This is a genomic window from Bacillus sp. ISL-51 (assembly GCF_018613535.1).
Classification (GTDB): domain Bacteria; phylum Bacillota; class Bacilli; order Bacillales; family Bacillaceae; genus Bacillus.
Map to the genome: position 1 here is coordinate 205520 of NZ_JAGGQB010000005.1, position 13876 is coordinate 219395.

Consider the following 13876-nt stretch of genomic DNA (forward strand, 5'->3'; position numbering starts at 1 on the left):
TCCTTTCTCCAATAAATAGTTAGGTTTCCGAAATGAGTATAGCATGTTACCCTGAAACCTCAAAAGACTTTGTTTCAGTTTCCTTCTAACGCTTTTATGCTGCCGTATAAAAACGGCAAATGAACGGCTTTCAATCCGCGGCTTTTGGCTTCTTTTACAAGATAACCGATAATGGCATCGACCTCTGTCTGCCTTCCCGCCATAACATCGACAAGCATGGAAGAGTGGTTATTTTTCGTTTGCCTGCAAACAACGCAAACCCGGTTCCACGCTTCAGCGCTGTCGTCGAGGCGTAAAATCGCCTCCGCCTCTTCAAATACCTTTCTCATATATTCTTTGTAAGCAGCACACGATAACAGCTCTCCGTTTTTCACACGCAACAATGCGGTTAACGGGTTGATGCACACATTAATGATCAGTTTTCCCGTTAACAGCCGATACCAATCGGTTTCGAAATAAACGGGAAAATCCGAGTGCATGCCGGAAAAGATATTTTCGAGTGCTTCCGGCCGTGAGCCGCGAAACGCACTCCATTTTACCGCACCGGTTCCGGTATGTTCAACGGCTGTATCTGATTTTCTTACAGCTCCGTGCTCCACCGTGCCGACATAAAGCGAATGATCCGTGTGCCAATGTTCTAAATCGTGTATATGCCCCATGCCGTTTTGCAAAAATAAAACATTTGTCGCTTTTATGTTCATCAAGCTCGGTAAAACACTGCTGAGCTGATGCTGTTTAACGGTTACGATCAGAAGATCATAGCCGGAAGCAACGCCTGCCGCAGCTCCGCACTCGGCATTGAACTCTTTTCCGTCTTTCACCAGGCGGATGCCGCGGGCATTTATAGCGTCCGCCTGCTCCTGACGCCTCGTTAAGACCGATACCTGATGGCTGGACGATAAGTAATAAGCACACAGCAGGCCCACCGCTCCGCCACCGATAATTCCGATTTTCACACTGTCACACCCTATATCTGCATTTTTCCATATTATCATAGCAGAACCCGGGGCAAATTACTTCAATTTCGTTTCAGGTGCAAGTAAGATAAACATCTTATAGTTGGAATTTTCAATTAAAGCGTTTACAATAATGGTAGAACACAGCAAAGGGGGAATTTGTGTTGAAAATAGAGCGATTGCTCATCAACTTTAAAACACTTGAAGAATTTAAAAGGTTTAAGGAATACGGGATGCAGGAGCTGTCGATGCTTGAGGAGCTTCAGGATAATATCATTGAAAATGACAGCACCTCGCCATTTTACGGGATTTACTTCGGGGATAAACTAGTGGCGCGAATGAGTTTATATCAGGTAAACGGCAGCACAAATCCGTATTTTGACCAGCGCCAGGACTTTTTAGAGCTTTGGAAGCTTGAAGTTCTTCCGGGCTACCAAAAAAACGGCTACGGCAAGGCGCTCGTTGACTTCGCCAAATCATTCAGAATGCCGATCAGAACAAATTCGCGTATGAAATCGGCGGATTTCTGGGATAAAATGAATTTCGAGCCTGTTAAATATGATATGGCGCGTGACAAAGGAGAAAATCCTTACATTTGGCATCCTGATATGGACGGCGAAATGACATCTGGGGAATCAGCATAATAAAAAACCGGCCGGGACACTGCCCTCAGGCCGGTTCACTTTATATGCCCTGCGCCGATTTTTTATGTCTTTCATCTTCTTTTGAATCCACCATTCTTCTCGCTCTGTCCATAATGTCAATCAAAGCTTTATAATCCTCTTCCGTCATCTCCAGCCTGTTTCTCAAGGTTTCATTTTCCTCGCGCAAATCCTCTACCTCTTTTTGCAGTGCGCTCAGCTGCGCCGAAAGCTTTTCTTTTTCGTGATGCACATCTTCGGCAGCCGGCGACTCTTTGAATTGCTGAAGAAACGCAATAACATCATCAATGGATAACTCTCTTTCTCCTTCCGCCCGGCGGACCGGAGATTGTTTAACAGCGCCCGGCAGATTGGCGGAATGCACGCCGATTTGTTTTCTTAATTCTTTGCGCTGCTTTTTGGCAAGCTCTATGCCGGACTGGTATTGCTTTCTGACATAGGAATTCCACCTGAACCCGCAGGCGGCAGCAGTTCTCGTCAAAGCTCTGCCGACTTCCTCAAAAGCGGAAAGCTGCGTCCCGCCTTCCCGAATGTGCCGCAGCACCACTTCGGCCAGCAGCAAATCTTCATCTTGTGTCCAGGCATCTTGTCTCGTTATGGTCAATCGTATCCCCCTCCATATTTGCTCGTTTACCTCATACATATGCCGCTGATAGATTAGATAGACTACTGCCGCTCACAATTTTTTCGCGCAGACAAGCCGGAGGGAGAAAAAAGAAAAGCGCGGGAATCAAATTCCCGCGCTTTTCTTCATACATTAATTGCTTTTTACATTTATGTCTTTGCCGTTGTATGATCCGCATGCTTTACATACACGGTGAGACAATTTCATCTCTCCGCATGACGGGCATTCTGTCATACCAGGTACATTTAGTTTGAAATGTGTACGGCGCAATCTTTTTTTCATTTTAGAAGTTCTTCTAAAAGGTACAGCCATTATTCCCACCTCCTTAAAGAGTTAAGATTCATCATCTTGTGTTAAGAGCTTTTTCAGATCCGCAAGTCTGGGGTCGATTTGATTTTGCTTGTCTTCCTCAGAAATCACTTGCCAATCTTTCCCCACTTGGGGAGCGGCTCCTTCTTTTTGTTCAGTTTCACAAAAGATTTGCATAGGAATTTCTAAAAGAATCTCTTCTTTTACGATCGGAGTTAAGTCGACAGTATCGTCTTCTGCAATATGAACGTCCTCATCTTCTATATCATCCGTCTTATGAAATCTAAACAGTTCTTTTGTCGCGATTGTAAATGGATACGGCACATCAACTAAAGTTCTTGAGCACGGCAAAATCATTTCGCCTGAAATCGTAAAGTCAAACGAAACCTGCTTGGATTCAATCTCCGCGCGGCCCTTCACCCTGACGGGAGAAATGCGGCGGATGTCAGAATTCAATTTTGTCATCTCATTTAACTCAACTGTTTCATCAAACTCAAAGCTCTTTTTAGCCATTTGATGAAGCTGATAAATCGTCCATTTCATTTGTATCACCTCAGGAAAGCAACAAACATGATTATAGCTTTTCAGAATGTTTTTGTCAATATTTTTTCTTTACAGCATAATGCCGCCGTTATGCAATCGTTGACAGCCGGATGGGCTATGCATACACTAAACGAAACGGACGCAAAATGCGTTTCATTTGCAAATGTACCACACGAAGCAAAACATAGCAAGAAAGGCGGGAGATTTATGAAGGCAGTCGGACTGGTTGTTGAATATAATCCCTTTCATAACGGACACCGCTATCATGCCGAACAAGCAAAAATCAGCACGGGAAGCAGCGTGGCTGCGGCAGTGATGAGCGGTCATTTTTTGCAGCGCGGGGAACCGGCTGCCGTCTCAAAATGGGCCCGAACCAAGATGGCGCTGGAAAACGGAGTGGACCTTGTGATTGAGCTTCCTTATATGTATGCCGTGCAAAAAGCGGAAATATTTGCGCGGGGAAGTGTTTCGCTTTTACACCAATTAGGATGCAGCAGCTTGTTTTTCGGAAGCGAAAACGGGCGGATTGAACCTTTTATTGAGGCAGCTGAGTCATTCGGCCGGGAGGAACAGAACTATAATATTATAGTAAAAGAAGAGCTCAAAAAAGGCGTCAGCTATCCCGCCGCCGCCTCAAAAGCATTTTCAGCCATTTTCAAAGAAAACAATATGCTCGACTTGTCAAAGCCGAACAACATTCTCGGTTTCCACTATGTAACCGCGATACAAGCGGCCGGCTCTTCCATGAAGCCGTACACGACAGCCAGAATCGCCTCACAGTACCATGATGCCGAGCTCCCTGACACAAATAGCCGGATAGCCAGTGCTACAAGCATCCGCAAGGCGATGATAGAAAAAGGATCGGCCGCCGTCGAGGACTTTCTCCCGGAAGCGTCTGCGCGGGAGCTGAACACATATCACACAACATACGGATTATGGCACACCGCTGAAGACTATTTTTCATATGTAAAATACAGCCTCAGCACGCTCTCCCCGCAAGAGCTGAGCCAAATCTATGAAGTGGAAGAGGGACTTGAGCATAGAATACTGCGAATCATCAGACAGGCGCGATCTTACCATGAGATGATGGAGCTTTTGAAAACAAAACGGTATACGTGGACGAGGCTCCAGCGTATGAACACGCACATATTGACACGAACCAAAAAAGAGGATATGCACAAGCTGCTGAAACCTTCTGCCGCCCCTTATATCAGACTGCTCGGAATGACAAAAAAAGGACAGGCCTATCTGGCCGGTAAGAAAAAAGAGCTTTCAGCACCGCTGGTGAGCAAGCTGTCTTCTATTTCTCATCCCGCACTTGATTTAGAAATTAAGGCGGGCCGGATTTACAGTCTGCCGATAAAAGAGCCGCTCAGAACGATGTTTGACCGGCAGGAATTTTCACAAGCTCCGATCCGCTATGATGAAGATGAAAAACGTTTTTTGAATGCGTGAGAAAAGCACCTGACGATCGTCAGGTGCTCTTTACTTTCAGCTTATCCAAATAATCAAGCGCGTCCTGCATGGTGTCGACCGGGACGATCTTCATATGGGTGGCGATGGCTTTTGCCGTTTTCACAGCGTTTTTATAATCGGAATTTTTTGCTCCGTTTTGATTCGGCGCAAAGAAGATGTCTTTTCCCGCTTTGTCTGCGGCGACTACTTTTTGGTCGATTCCGCCGATCGGTCCGACCTTGCCGTCAACGTCAATCGTTCCCGTTCCGGCGATATTGTAGCCTTTTGTTTCGTCCGGCTTTGTCAGCTGGTTATAAATTTCTAATGACATCATAAGACCGGCGGAAGGGCCCCCTATGTTTTCAATGTTAAAATGGAGATCCGGCTTCACTTTCACGTTCCGGTCCGTGTATAATGCCACGCCGATTCCCGCTCTTGACGGCTCGTCCGGGAATGATTTCAACACGAGAGTGACCGTCTTTTCTTTTGTGTCACGTTCAATCTTGAATGTCACTTTTTCACCGGCTTTTTTGCTGCTGATATAATCAATCAGCTTTTCTGCGGATTCATACTTTTTCCCGTCCGCACTGATGATTTTATCGCCGACCTCAATCTTTCCTTTCGCCGGCATGTTTGACACCACTGAGCTTGCGTAAATGCCGTTAAATGAGTAGCTTACCTGTTTGCCCGCTTCCTGATAGGCGGCAATGACCGCGTTTTCCTGAGAGCTCTTCATCATTTGCAGCTGGCGCTTCATATATTCGGCATCTGATTCGCCCTCTTCTTTAATGCTTTCGTCAGGAACGATCTCGTCATAAGGGTGCACTTTCGCCCAAAGATATGTATACGGATTGGCAGGGCCTACTTTTACAGTCATTAAGGACAGGCTTCCCTTTTCCGGATACCCTCCGTCAACTTTAATCAGCGGCCTGAGCTCCGATGCTTCTCCGGGCTGTGTTATGTAATACGGAAGCTTAATAAATGTAACGGCAATCAATAAGATCAGGATGATAAACACCCAGCGAAAATGTTTTGTCTTCATATGAGTTAGCCCTCCCAATTCTCTATTTCTTGTTTAATCCGGCCGATCATCCGGTCTGCGGCTTCTTCGCCGGCGGTGATCATATGATCGATGTTGGCAAATGAGCTTGAGCTGAATGTTTCAAGAGAAGGGCGGATCATGACGTCTGCGGCAATGGTCTGGTGACGGACCAATTCGTTTTGCAGTATATCCATACTTTGCATGATTACATCAAAAATATGTGCCGCTTTTTCCGTTTTTTTCACCCGGGATACATCTGAGGCGATGACGATATCGGCTCCCATATCCTTCACGGCCGATACCGGGATTCTGTCGACTACTGCGCCGTCTACCAAAAAACGTCCATTTATCTTTTGCGGGACAAAAATGCCTGGTATGCTGATGCTCGCGCGGACGGCTTCAGAAACAGAGCCTTTTTTAAAGACGACTTTTTCTCCGGTCTGCAGATCGCAGGCAACGATGCCAAGCGGGATTTGCAGTTCCTCTATTGGCTTGCCGAACGTATACGCATGCACGAGCTGCCTGATGCGGTCTCCTTTCAAAAATCCGAGCCTCGGTATCGAGTAATCCGCATACAGCCGCCTTTTAAAAGCTTTAGCGACTTTTTTCATCTTAGCGACGTCATGCCCCGCCGCATAAAAGCTGCCGACTAAGGCTCCCATACTGCTTCCGGCGATCATATCAATTGGAATCTGATGCTTATGTAAACTGGATAACACTCCGAGATGAGCAATCCCTCTGGCCCCTCCCGAACCTAACGCTAACCCGATTGTAGGTTTGGCCAACTTGATTTAACCCCCTATAGACATCCTATACTTGAATTCTATGGTCTAAATTGAACCCCTATGCTCGTATATTAGTACAGGATCACAAATAGGTACTTGCCCGGCCATCCTTAAGGTCTGATCTTTATTTTATCATGATATAAATGTCAGTGTGCATTTTTAGCATCGGGGAGGTAAGAATGAACTTGTCGAAGTTTCATACATTTTTGATTGCATTGTTTTTTATCTTTTTGACGGCGACGGTTATTACGCACCCGCAGGCCTCATTCGAAGCCTCCAAAACCGGTCTTTCAATGTGGTGGGAGGTTGTTTTTCCTTCTTTGCTTCCGTTTTTTATTCTGTCAGAGCTCTTAATAGGCTTTGGCATCGTCAGGTTTGTCGGCCTTTTGCTTGAGCCCTTTATGCGCCCGATTTTCAGAGTGCCGGGAGTCGGCGGATTTGTACTGGCTATGGGCATGGCCTCAGGATATCCGGCCGGGGCTAAGCTGACTGCGCGGCTGCGGCAGGAAAAACAAATATCGAGAGTGGAAGCTGAACGACTCGTCTCTTTCACCAATTCGTCAAACCCTTTATTTATTTTCGGCGCCGTTGCGGTCGGTTTTTTTCATAACGCGCCACTAGGCATTTTGCTCGCCTCGGCTCATTATCTCGGAAATATCGCCGTCGGCCTGACAATGCGTTCATACGGACGGAAAGAGGAAGCGAAGTATACCGGCAAAAAAACGTTCTCACTTCCTTCGCTGAAGGAAGCATTCCAGGCGCTGCACAGCGCACGGATGGCGGAACAACGGCCTTTCGGGAAAATATTGGGCGATGCGGTCACCTCTTCTGTACAAACTCTTCTCATGGTAGGCGGTTTTATTATATTGTTTTCTGTTTTTAATCGGTTATTATCTGTTGTACAAGTAATGGATGTCCTGTCGGTTTTCACAAATGCTGTACTTACACTCTTTCATCTGCCTGCAAAACTGGACATCCCCCTCATGAGCGGTATGTTTGAAATTACGCTCGGAAGCAAACTGGTCAGCGAAGCAGATGCCGCTTTGCTTCCGAGAGCCATGATTGCAAGCTTCATCCTTGGTTTTAGCGGACTTTCCGTTCAAGCGCAGGTTGCCGGGATATTATCAGATACAGATATCAGGTTCAAACCGTTTTTTATGGCGCGTGTTCTGCAGGGCTTTTATGCCGCTGTTTTTATTCTCTTATTGTGGAAGCCGCTCTATCTCGCATTGGACGAACCTCATCAGTCCGTATTTCTGCCTCTGAATGATCAGGGCGCAGCATCGTTTTTTGTCAGCGGCTGGAACCGCCTTGTCGCGGGCGGCCCCGCTGTCACATTGGCGGCGCTTGCCGTGTATGTGATGATTTATTGGCATAGACTGTCAGCAAGAATAAAAAAAGGATGAGACGCCGACCGGCGTTTCTCATCCTTTAAATTTCTGCTCCAGTGCCTGTTCGACTTCCGGCGGAACAAACTCTGAAACAGGGCCTTTATATTTTGCGACCTCTTTCACAATGCTTGAACTTAAAAATGAATATTGATTGTTCGTCATCATAAAAAAGGTTTCTATTGATTCGTCAAGCACGCGGTTTACAGAAGTCCCCTGCATTTCGTATTCGAAGTCAGAAACGGCTCTCAGTCCTCTGATGATCGCTTTTGCCTGCTTCTTTTTCGCATAGTCGATTAACAGCCCTTGGGACGTTTCCACCGTAATGTTCGGTATGTCTCTCGTTACTTCCCTTAACAGCTCACAGCGCTCCTCGACCGTAAATAAAGGCTGCTTAGAAGAATTATTCAGAACGCATACGTACACGTGCTCAAACACGTTCGCTCCCCGTCTGATGATATCCAGATGCCCGTAGGTGACAGGATCAAAACTTCCGGGACACACAGCTACACTTGCCACATCACTACCCCCTATTTCGGTATATCGTCACTCCTGTAAGCCCGTAAATCTCCCGTCTCGTTACAAGAAGCGCGCCGACAGCTTCAGGCAGCTCCACCTCTTTGTCATGTTCGGCAACGATAAAACCGTCCTCTTTCAGCATGTTTTGCTCATCAATCATCTCGATAAGCGCTTTCAGCTTTTGTTCCTTATACGGAGGATCTAAAAAAATACCGTGAAAACCTTTTTCCCGTTTGGCTGCGGCATAAAGAGCCCGTTCTGCGTCATTGCGGTATACTTCCGCTGAAGACAGCAGGTCAAGCGTTTTTAAATTCGCTTTTACCGTTTGGATGGCCTTAAAATCACGGTCTACAAAAATGCAGCGGTCAAACCCGCGCGACAGCGCTTCAATCCCGAGTCCTCCGCTCCCCGCAAACAAATCAAGCCCCGTTCCTCCGTCAAAATACGGGCCGATCATATTAAAGATAGACTCTTTTACTTTGTCCGTCGTCGGCCTCGTTGATGTGCCCGGCACGGCCTTTAAAGCTCGTCCTTTTCTCGAACCGGAAATTACTCTCATTTTCCACACCACTTTTTCTGAAAACTTTGATGTCTGGCTTCGGCTTAAGGCCGATATGTATAAAAACAAATCCTATCTTATCATAAAGCATTCTCCCAAACAACGAACGGGAATACCATGTATACTTACACACGTTCTTGTCAATATTACGTGTAACAGCATCATTAGTGATGTTGTTGCCAACCGCGGAGAAGACTTACGTTTCCCCATAAGTTCTTCCTCCGGTTTCTCCTCTCCCTTTGCCTTCTCCTTAACTTGTTAAGGAATAGAAGGACCCCGCAGATGTCTGCGGGGATTTTTTTATATACCGACCTTATAATCGTATTCTTTTGCTTTATCAAGCTTAGATTCAAACTCTAACTTAAGAAAAGGCTTATAGGAAGGCTCCACTTTTTTTACATATGAGTAAGAAGATATCTTGTCCATCGTTTTTTCGATTTGACTCATATCGCAATACAGCACAACGTATTTCAGCCGTTTCGAAACATAATGCACGTTCCCGAATTTTCTCAGCATTTTACTGTGCTTTAAGGAGTGAAGATATACGATTATGCCTTGGCGCTTACTTTCCACCATTATCACCCGCCTGACTTTCTATTCATTTATGTAAAAGACGAGACGGCCGTCTCGTCAGGAAACTTTGCATCCGCAGCCCCCGCCGGAACCGCAGCCTCCGCCGCAGGATGACAGGCCGTCAAAATAAGGATTTCCCGCCGGAACTTTTACATGCTCCGATACGGCCGTTCCGATCTCAACGCTGATCTCGTCAAGCAGCGACTGAAGCTCGGTCTCTGCTTTTTTAAAATCGGCCACCTTATCGTTTAAGTCCAGCTCCCGCTTAATTTCCCTCATTTTGCGGGAAATCTCTCTATAATCAGGATGATACTTGCCGAATCGCTGCACATCCTCATACTGCTCTTTAATGCTCATAAAAGAACGAATGATCCGCCCTGCCTCTTCATCTTCACGGAGACGCTTGTAACAATCGCGGTAATTTTCAGCCGTCTCAGACTGCAGAATCATGCCGGCAAGCTGCTCCGCTTCACTTTGAAGCTTGACGGACTCAATTGTTGCATACATGAATACGCACCTCCAGTTGTTAGTTTACCATGAAACCAGCCAATTGGAAAATACGGAGAATGAGGCGCTCCCTTTTCTTTTTTATGAGAGTTTTCGAAGGCTAAAAAAAGCCCCTGTATCAGGGCTTTAATCTTGCGTCCGCATCGCATGGACCATCTGCATCATCATTTGCGCCATTTGAATTCCGTTTGTGAATTGATGAACGCGGTGCGGAATCGTTTTTTCATAAAAATTCATCATGTCAAGCTGAAATGAATTCAGATCATCGGGTTTTCTCGCAAGTCTGCGGTACCAGATGGGGCGTTCCCTTATAAACCGTTTCCGTTCTTCATCAGCCAGTATGAATTCCTGAACCTCTTTGCGCATACACGATCTCCTTCTTTAATCCTTTCTGAACGAAAAAGGATGTTGTCCAGAGCCCTGCTGAGGCTGCTTTGAGCTGCTGCCAGAAAATTGGCTCAAAAGGCTTTGCAATGACGAAATGGACTGGCTCATTTTATTGATCTGCTCATTCATTTGGTTCATATCCATTTTTTTGACGGCGGTCACCATTTTTGAAACAAAATCATTTTTTTCAGCCGGTTCTTCTTTGGTTTCCGCTTGAGAAGCAGGCTGCACGGACTGTTCTTTAAAAGGAGTCCACATAGGATCTTCCTCGCCGAGCAGAACCCAATTTTCGTAAACTTCCTGCCAGCTTTTTTTTTCCTTGCGAACGTTTTGAATCAGCTTGGGATGCTTTTTTACGAATTGTTTAAAATCATCGATTGATTGCCTGGATTGTTGATTCGCCACAATTCTCACCCCCTCCGAAAAGTTTTACCTACTATAATGTATCGGTTTATGCGCCTTTATGTTCGCCTAAATTGTAAAAAAAGCTGGTATATCTCAAAGGTTCTTTCTTTGGTCAGTCCCTGATGCAGAAAACAATAAAAAAACCGCACGGGTGATTCCTCCCCTGCGGTCTTTTTGCTACCAAGGTTTAATAAAATTTTGCGTGTAATATTTTCTGTCCACACCGACACCGAGATGGGTATAGTCCGGGCTTAACAGCGCCTTTCTGTGCCCTTCGCTGTTCAGCCAGCCTTCCACGGCAGCCGGCCCGTCCACATAGTTATACGCAATATTTTCTCCGGCCTCTTGAAATTTCACATTCCCTTTTTCTAACCGATCCTTTAAAGTGCCGTATTTTTTTGACACATGCGAGAAATACTTGTTGTCTTTCATGTCTTCACTATGGCCGAATGCCACCTTTGCCGCCGGCTCATCCCACTTCAGCCTCGCAAGGCCGTGTTTGACGCGGATCACGTTAGTTATATCAAGAATCTGCTGTTCACTCGCCCGCTCAATTTCATCCCATTTTTTATCGGAAACAGGCTCCGGCTCGGTCAGCTTCCCTCTGTACATGACCTCGTACGGCCTTTGTTTCACAAGCGTTTCCGCATCAAACGCGCGGATGCTTGATAGATTTCCTTCAAATTTGTCCATATACAGCTGAACATACATGCCGCCTATCTTTACTGCCGGACGGGTGTTGATATCCTCTTCCGAAAACTCGAACCGATACGTATTCCCCTTGTCAGTGACATTGACGAACGGAGCCACCTGCGTCGTTTTAAAGACCTCGCCAGTCGATTCCCCGATTTTAAACGGTTTCGCGTTGATGCCGCTTCCCGAAGCGTATAAAGTCACCGCTTTATCATTCAAAATGCCGACTTGAACATATTGGTCTTTCCCCTGATTGTATACCCACCATTCATAGTCATAGGCAGACGGATCTTTCCGTACCGGTTCCCCCAGTTTCTTTTTTACCTCGGCAGCAGATTTCCCCATTAAAGAAAGAAGTCCTGATGAAGGCATTTTCAGCCGTTTTCCGTGTGCTTCCTCGTTAGAGACCTGCGGCTCCTCAGGATTTGTCTGTTTCTGAGGAGCTGATCCATATTGTATAAACAGAACATACGCCCCGTAAATAAGTAAAAGGATAACGAGAGCCCTTGCGATATTTTTCAACCTCTCACCCCCATAAAATCATACCGTTCTTTATTTTTTCTCATACAGTACAGCCTATTTTTAACGTCCGTGATTTATGTTTAATGGATAAAACCCTGCTGGCTGTCCCCATCTTCAGAAATGTCAGAAAGAGCTTGGCCTGCCCTCTCGTTTGATTGCTCGGCTAAAGAAAGATCCCCGAGGGTGACAATGCCGACAAGCTTTTTATCCTGTGTGACTGGAATTCTTCTGAGCTGATGCTCTGCCATCATATGGAGCACTTCATCTACAGAAGCATCCTCCTCAACACTGATGACCTGTTTTGTCATAGCATCAGTTATTTTTTGGGAATTTGGTTTTTTTGAGGCAATCCCTCTTAATACGAGATCTCTGTCTGTCACGATCCCAACCAGTGTCTTGCCGTCCTCATCTACAATCGGAATGGCGCCGACATCTGCGTCTTTCATCTTCACCGCAGCTTCATATACATTATCTAATACTGTACAATAATGCAAGTCTGACGTCATGAGCTTATTGATCTTTGTCATTGCGGAATTCCTCCTTTTTTATGCTACTATTGTCGTCAAATTTTTCTTTTCGCATACTTTCACCGTATGAATCATTGAAAGTGTAACGCTTTCATACTATGATTGTCAGGAAAGGTAAATTTTAAAAGGAGGGGGAACGTTTGAAGTTTGAGGACAGCGGTCTTGAAGGAGTAAAAGCCGAGCTTAGCCGCCTGGATGATCTGATGGAAAGCAAGGGGTTAATCCGGGCGGGCCAATGGGATTATGAAAGAGTGACCTATGATAAAAAATTTTCAGTTGCTGAGGGGACATTTTATCTGCGGATTCAAGGGGTTGCAGCAGAGGGTGATGTAGGAAGCGGCCGCGCCGTTATACAGCTGATGGCCCCTCTTTTAGGCAAGCATTATTATCCGCACGGTGTTGAATACGGCAGCACAGAAGAATTTCCGAGCCATGTCGTCGCCCAAAGCAAAGCATTGATCCTTGAATTAGCAGAGCCTTTAAAAACAGTGCAAATGTAAGAAAAAAGGTACAGCATGTTCTGCTGTACCTTTTTTATGATACCGTATGCTGAATATACGGAGGCTCTGTCGGCGTATCTTTTTCCCGCTCCGTTTTCACCCACTGAAAAAAAACGACAGCCAAATACGTTCCGTACACAAGCTCCTGAATGATTTTCATTAATACCGCGCCAAGCTGCTGATCCTCTAAAGGAGGCAGCGTGTTAAACATCTCGGGCCCCGATAAAGGAATCTGCTCCAGCAAATCTAAAGGCACGCACAGCTTCATCGCTTCAGCCCAAGCTGCCGGGTCTGTATACGTCGCATACAGCGGTGCTCCGCTGAACATAATAAGGGCGCAGGCCGGCGTCAGAAGAATTCCGTCTGCCATAATATACCCCAGCTTCATTAACCCGCTGAGGCGCGGCAGGCCGTTCACTTGATGCACAAGCGGCCACCACATAAAAAACGCCGTGATAAATATCAAATCGTTCATCAGCGTGTGATACAGGGAATCCGTTTTCACGGCATCAAATATAAACGGAACGTGATAGAGAGAAAATATGCCGTTAAATAACAGCAATGCGATAAGCGGCAGTGAAAAAAAAGAAAACAGCGGTTTAACGACCGGCCTGAAAATGAGTTTCTCCCACGCCCAGCCGGGAATTCCTGAAATCAAAAGCGGAGGCACAACTAAAAATAAAACCGCCATCTGCGCCATATGAGCGCTGAACATCACGTGCCCCAATAAATCCACCGGACTTCCGGCAGCTGCGTAAAAAAAGAACGCCGAAAGCCCGAACAAAACCTTCTCCTTTACCGATACACGACCCTTATGCCGGCTGCACCAGTAAAAATAAAGCGCCGTAATCACGGCAGTCGCACAAAACAGATAAGGGCTCCACATCGCGCGAAACCCAAACATCTCTAAATTAATCAA

Annotated in this window: 19 protein-coding genes; 4 read left to right on the top strand and 15 right to left on the bottom strand. The window is 46.0% G+C overall.

Annotated features, from left to right (window positions below):
• Nucleotides 1-74: 74 nt before the first annotated feature.
• Nucleotides 75-956 carry a 2-dehydropantoate 2-reductase gene (locus J7E26_RS05770; RefSeq protein WP_214984914.1) on the bottom strand — a complete coding sequence of 294 codons (882 nt, stop codon included), beginning with the start codon at nucleotides 954-956 and terminating at the stop codon, nucleotides 75-77.
• Nucleotides 957-1117: 161 nt separating this feature from the next.
• Between J7E26_RS05770 and J7E26_RS05775 the strand changes: the two genes are divergently transcribed.
• On the top strand, nucleotides 1118-1600 hold the full coding sequence (locus J7E26_RS05775) for an N-acetyltransferase (protein ID WP_214799489.1): 483 nt from the start codon (nucleotides 1118-1120) through the stop codon (nucleotides 1598-1600).
• 40 nt (nucleotides 1601-1640) lie between these two features.
• Here J7E26_RS05775 and gerR read toward each other — a convergent pair whose 3' ends face one another.
• From gerR to J7E26_RS05790, 3 genes are all read right to left on the bottom strand, one after another.
• The gene (gerR, locus tag J7E26_RS05780; RefSeq protein WP_214799491.1) at nucleotides 1641-2222 is read right to left on the bottom strand and encodes a sporulation-specific transcriptional regulator GerR; all 582 of its coding nucleotides are present in this window, start codon (nucleotides 2220-2222) and stop codon (nucleotides 1641-1643) included.
• Nucleotides 2223-2375: 153 nt separating this feature from the next.
• Nucleotides 2376-2555, bottom strand: coding sequence for a 50S ribosomal protein L32 (rpmF, locus tag J7E26_RS05785; RefSeq protein ID WP_003154457.1), 180 nt, complete (start codon nucleotides 2553-2555; stop codon nucleotides 2376-2378).
• A gap of 21 nt (nucleotides 2556-2576) precedes the next feature.
• The gene (locus J7E26_RS05790; RefSeq protein ID WP_214799493.1) at nucleotides 2577-3095 is read right to left on the bottom strand and encodes a YceD family protein; all 519 of its coding nucleotides are present in this window, start codon (nucleotides 3093-3095) and stop codon (nucleotides 2577-2579) included.
• Between the two features lie 207 nt (nucleotides 3096-3302).
• On the opposite strand from J7E26_RS05790, the gene J7E26_RS05795 reads away from it, so the two are divergent.
• Nucleotides 3303-4550: a nucleotidyltransferase gene (locus J7E26_RS05795; protein ID WP_214799495.1), complete on the top strand. Its 1248-nt coding sequence runs from the start codon at nucleotides 3303-3305 to the stop codon at nucleotides 4548-4550.
• A 19-nt stretch (nucleotides 4551-4569) separates the two neighbouring features.
• Here the strand turns inward: J7E26_RS05795 and J7E26_RS05800 are convergent, their stop codons facing one another.
• Both J7E26_RS05800 and J7E26_RS05805 read right to left on the bottom strand, forming a co-directional pair.
• On the bottom strand, nucleotides 4570-5592 hold the full coding sequence (locus J7E26_RS05800) for a SepM family pheromone-processing serine protease (protein ID WP_214799497.1): 1023 nt from the start codon (nucleotides 5590-5592) through the stop codon (nucleotides 4570-4572).
• 5 nt (nucleotides 5593-5597) lie between these two features.
• Nucleotides 5598-6377 (bottom strand): patatin-like phospholipase family protein, encoded by a 780-nt coding sequence (locus J7E26_RS05805; protein ID WP_214799499.1) that lies wholly within the window; start codon nucleotides 6375-6377, stop codon nucleotides 5598-5600.
• 179 nt (nucleotides 6378-6556) lie between these two features.
• On the opposite strand from J7E26_RS05805, the gene ylbJ reads away from it, so the two are divergent.
• A complete protein-coding gene (gene ylbJ / locus J7E26_RS05810) occupies nucleotides 6557-7783 on the top strand; it encodes a sporulation integral membrane protein YlbJ (RefSeq protein ID WP_214799501.1) in 1227 nt (408 codons plus the stop codon).
• Nucleotides 7784-7801: 18 nt separating this feature from the next.
• On the opposite strand, the gene coaD is transcribed toward ylbJ, so the two are convergent.
• The 8 genes from coaD to J7E26_RS05850 form a co-directional block, all read right to left on the bottom strand.
• Complete coding sequence (gene coaD, locus J7E26_RS05815) at nucleotides 7802-8284, bottom strand: pantetheine-phosphate adenylyltransferase (protein WP_214799503.1); 483 nt, start codon at nucleotides 8282-8284, stop codon at nucleotides 7802-7804.
• Between the two features lie 4 nt (nucleotides 8285-8288).
• Nucleotides 8289-8843, bottom strand: a complete 555-nt coding sequence (gene rsmD / locus J7E26_RS05820) for a 16S rRNA (guanine(966)-N(2))-methyltransferase RsmD (protein WP_214799505.1) — start codon at nucleotides 8841-8843, stop codon at nucleotides 8289-8291.
• Nucleotides 8844-9143: 300 nt separating this feature from the next.
• Nucleotides 9144-9416 (bottom strand): YlbG family protein, encoded by a 273-nt coding sequence (locus J7E26_RS05825; RefSeq protein WP_214799917.1) that lies wholly within the window; start codon nucleotides 9414-9416, stop codon nucleotides 9144-9146.
• A gap of 57 nt (nucleotides 9417-9473) precedes the next feature.
• Entirely contained in the window at nucleotides 9474-9923 is a 450-nt protein-coding gene (ricF, locus tag J7E26_RS05830; RefSeq protein WP_214799507.1) for a regulatory iron-sulfur-containing complex subunit RicF, read from the bottom strand.
• A 126-nt stretch (nucleotides 9924-10049) separates the two neighbouring features.
• Complete coding sequence (locus J7E26_RS05835; RefSeq protein ID WP_061520411.1) at nucleotides 10050-10289, bottom strand: YlbE-like family protein; 240 nt, start codon at nucleotides 10287-10289, stop codon at nucleotides 10050-10052.
• Nucleotides 10290-10304: 15 nt separating this feature from the next.
• A complete protein-coding gene (locus J7E26_RS05840) occupies nucleotides 10305-10715 on the bottom strand; it encodes a YlbD family protein (protein WP_214799509.1) in 411 nt (136 codons plus the stop codon).
• Nucleotides 10716-10892: 177 nt separating this feature from the next.
• A complete protein-coding gene (locus J7E26_RS05845; protein WP_214799511.1) occupies nucleotides 10893-11930 on the bottom strand; it encodes a CAP domain-containing protein in 1038 nt (345 codons plus the stop codon).
• A gap of 80 nt (nucleotides 11931-12010) precedes the next feature.
• Nucleotides 12011-12457: a CBS domain-containing protein gene (locus tag J7E26_RS05850; RefSeq protein WP_061528683.1), complete on the bottom strand. Its 447-nt coding sequence runs from the start codon at nucleotides 12455-12457 to the stop codon at nucleotides 12011-12013.
• Nucleotides 12458-12597: 140 nt separating this feature from the next.
• On the opposite strand from J7E26_RS05850, the gene J7E26_RS05855 reads away from it, so the two are divergent.
• On the top strand, nucleotides 12598-12957 hold the full coding sequence (locus J7E26_RS05855) for a YugN family protein (RefSeq protein WP_214799513.1): 360 nt from the start codon (nucleotides 12598-12600) through the stop codon (nucleotides 12955-12957).
• A gap of 34 nt (nucleotides 12958-12991) precedes the next feature.
• Here J7E26_RS05855 and ctaG read toward each other — a convergent pair whose 3' ends face one another.
• Nucleotides 12992-13876, bottom strand: coding sequence for a cytochrome c oxidase assembly factor CtaG (ctaG, locus tag J7E26_RS05860; protein ID WP_214799515.1), 885 nt, complete (start codon nucleotides 13874-13876; stop codon nucleotides 12992-12994).

Coding starts and splice junctions, on each gene's coding strand:
- J7E26_RS05790 (WP_214799493.1), bottom strand. CDS start 3,095: ATGAAATGGACGATTTATCAGCTTCATCAAATGGCTAAAAAGAGCTTT.
- rsmD (WP_214799505.1), bottom strand. CDS start 8,843: ATGAGAGTAATTTCCGGTTCGAGAAAAGGACGAGCTTTAAAGGCCGTG.
- ylbJ (WP_214799501.1), top strand. CDS start 6,557: ATGAACTTGTCGAAGTTTCATACATTTTTGATTGCATTGTTTTTTATC.
- rpmF (WP_003154457.1), bottom strand. CDS start 2,555: ATGGCTGTACCTTTTAGAAGAACTTCTAAAATGAAAAAAAGATTGCGC.
- ricF (WP_214799507.1), bottom strand. CDS start 9,923: ATGTATGCAACAATTGAGTCCGTCAAGCTTCAAAGTGAAGCGGAGCAG.
- J7E26_RS05795 (WP_214799495.1), top strand. CDS start 3,303: ATGAAGGCAGTCGGACTGGTTGTTGAATATAATCCCTTTCATAACGGA.
- J7E26_RS05850 (WP_061528683.1), bottom strand. CDS start 12,457: ATGACAAAGATCAATAAGCTCATGACGTCAGACTTGCATTATTGTACA.
- J7E26_RS05835 (WP_061520411.1), bottom strand. CDS start 10,289: ATGCGCAAAGAGGTTCAGGAATTCATACTGGCTGATGAAGAACGGAAA.
- J7E26_RS05800 (WP_214799497.1), bottom strand. CDS start 5,592: ATGAAGACAAAACATTTTCGCTGGGTGTTTATCATCCTGATCTTATTG.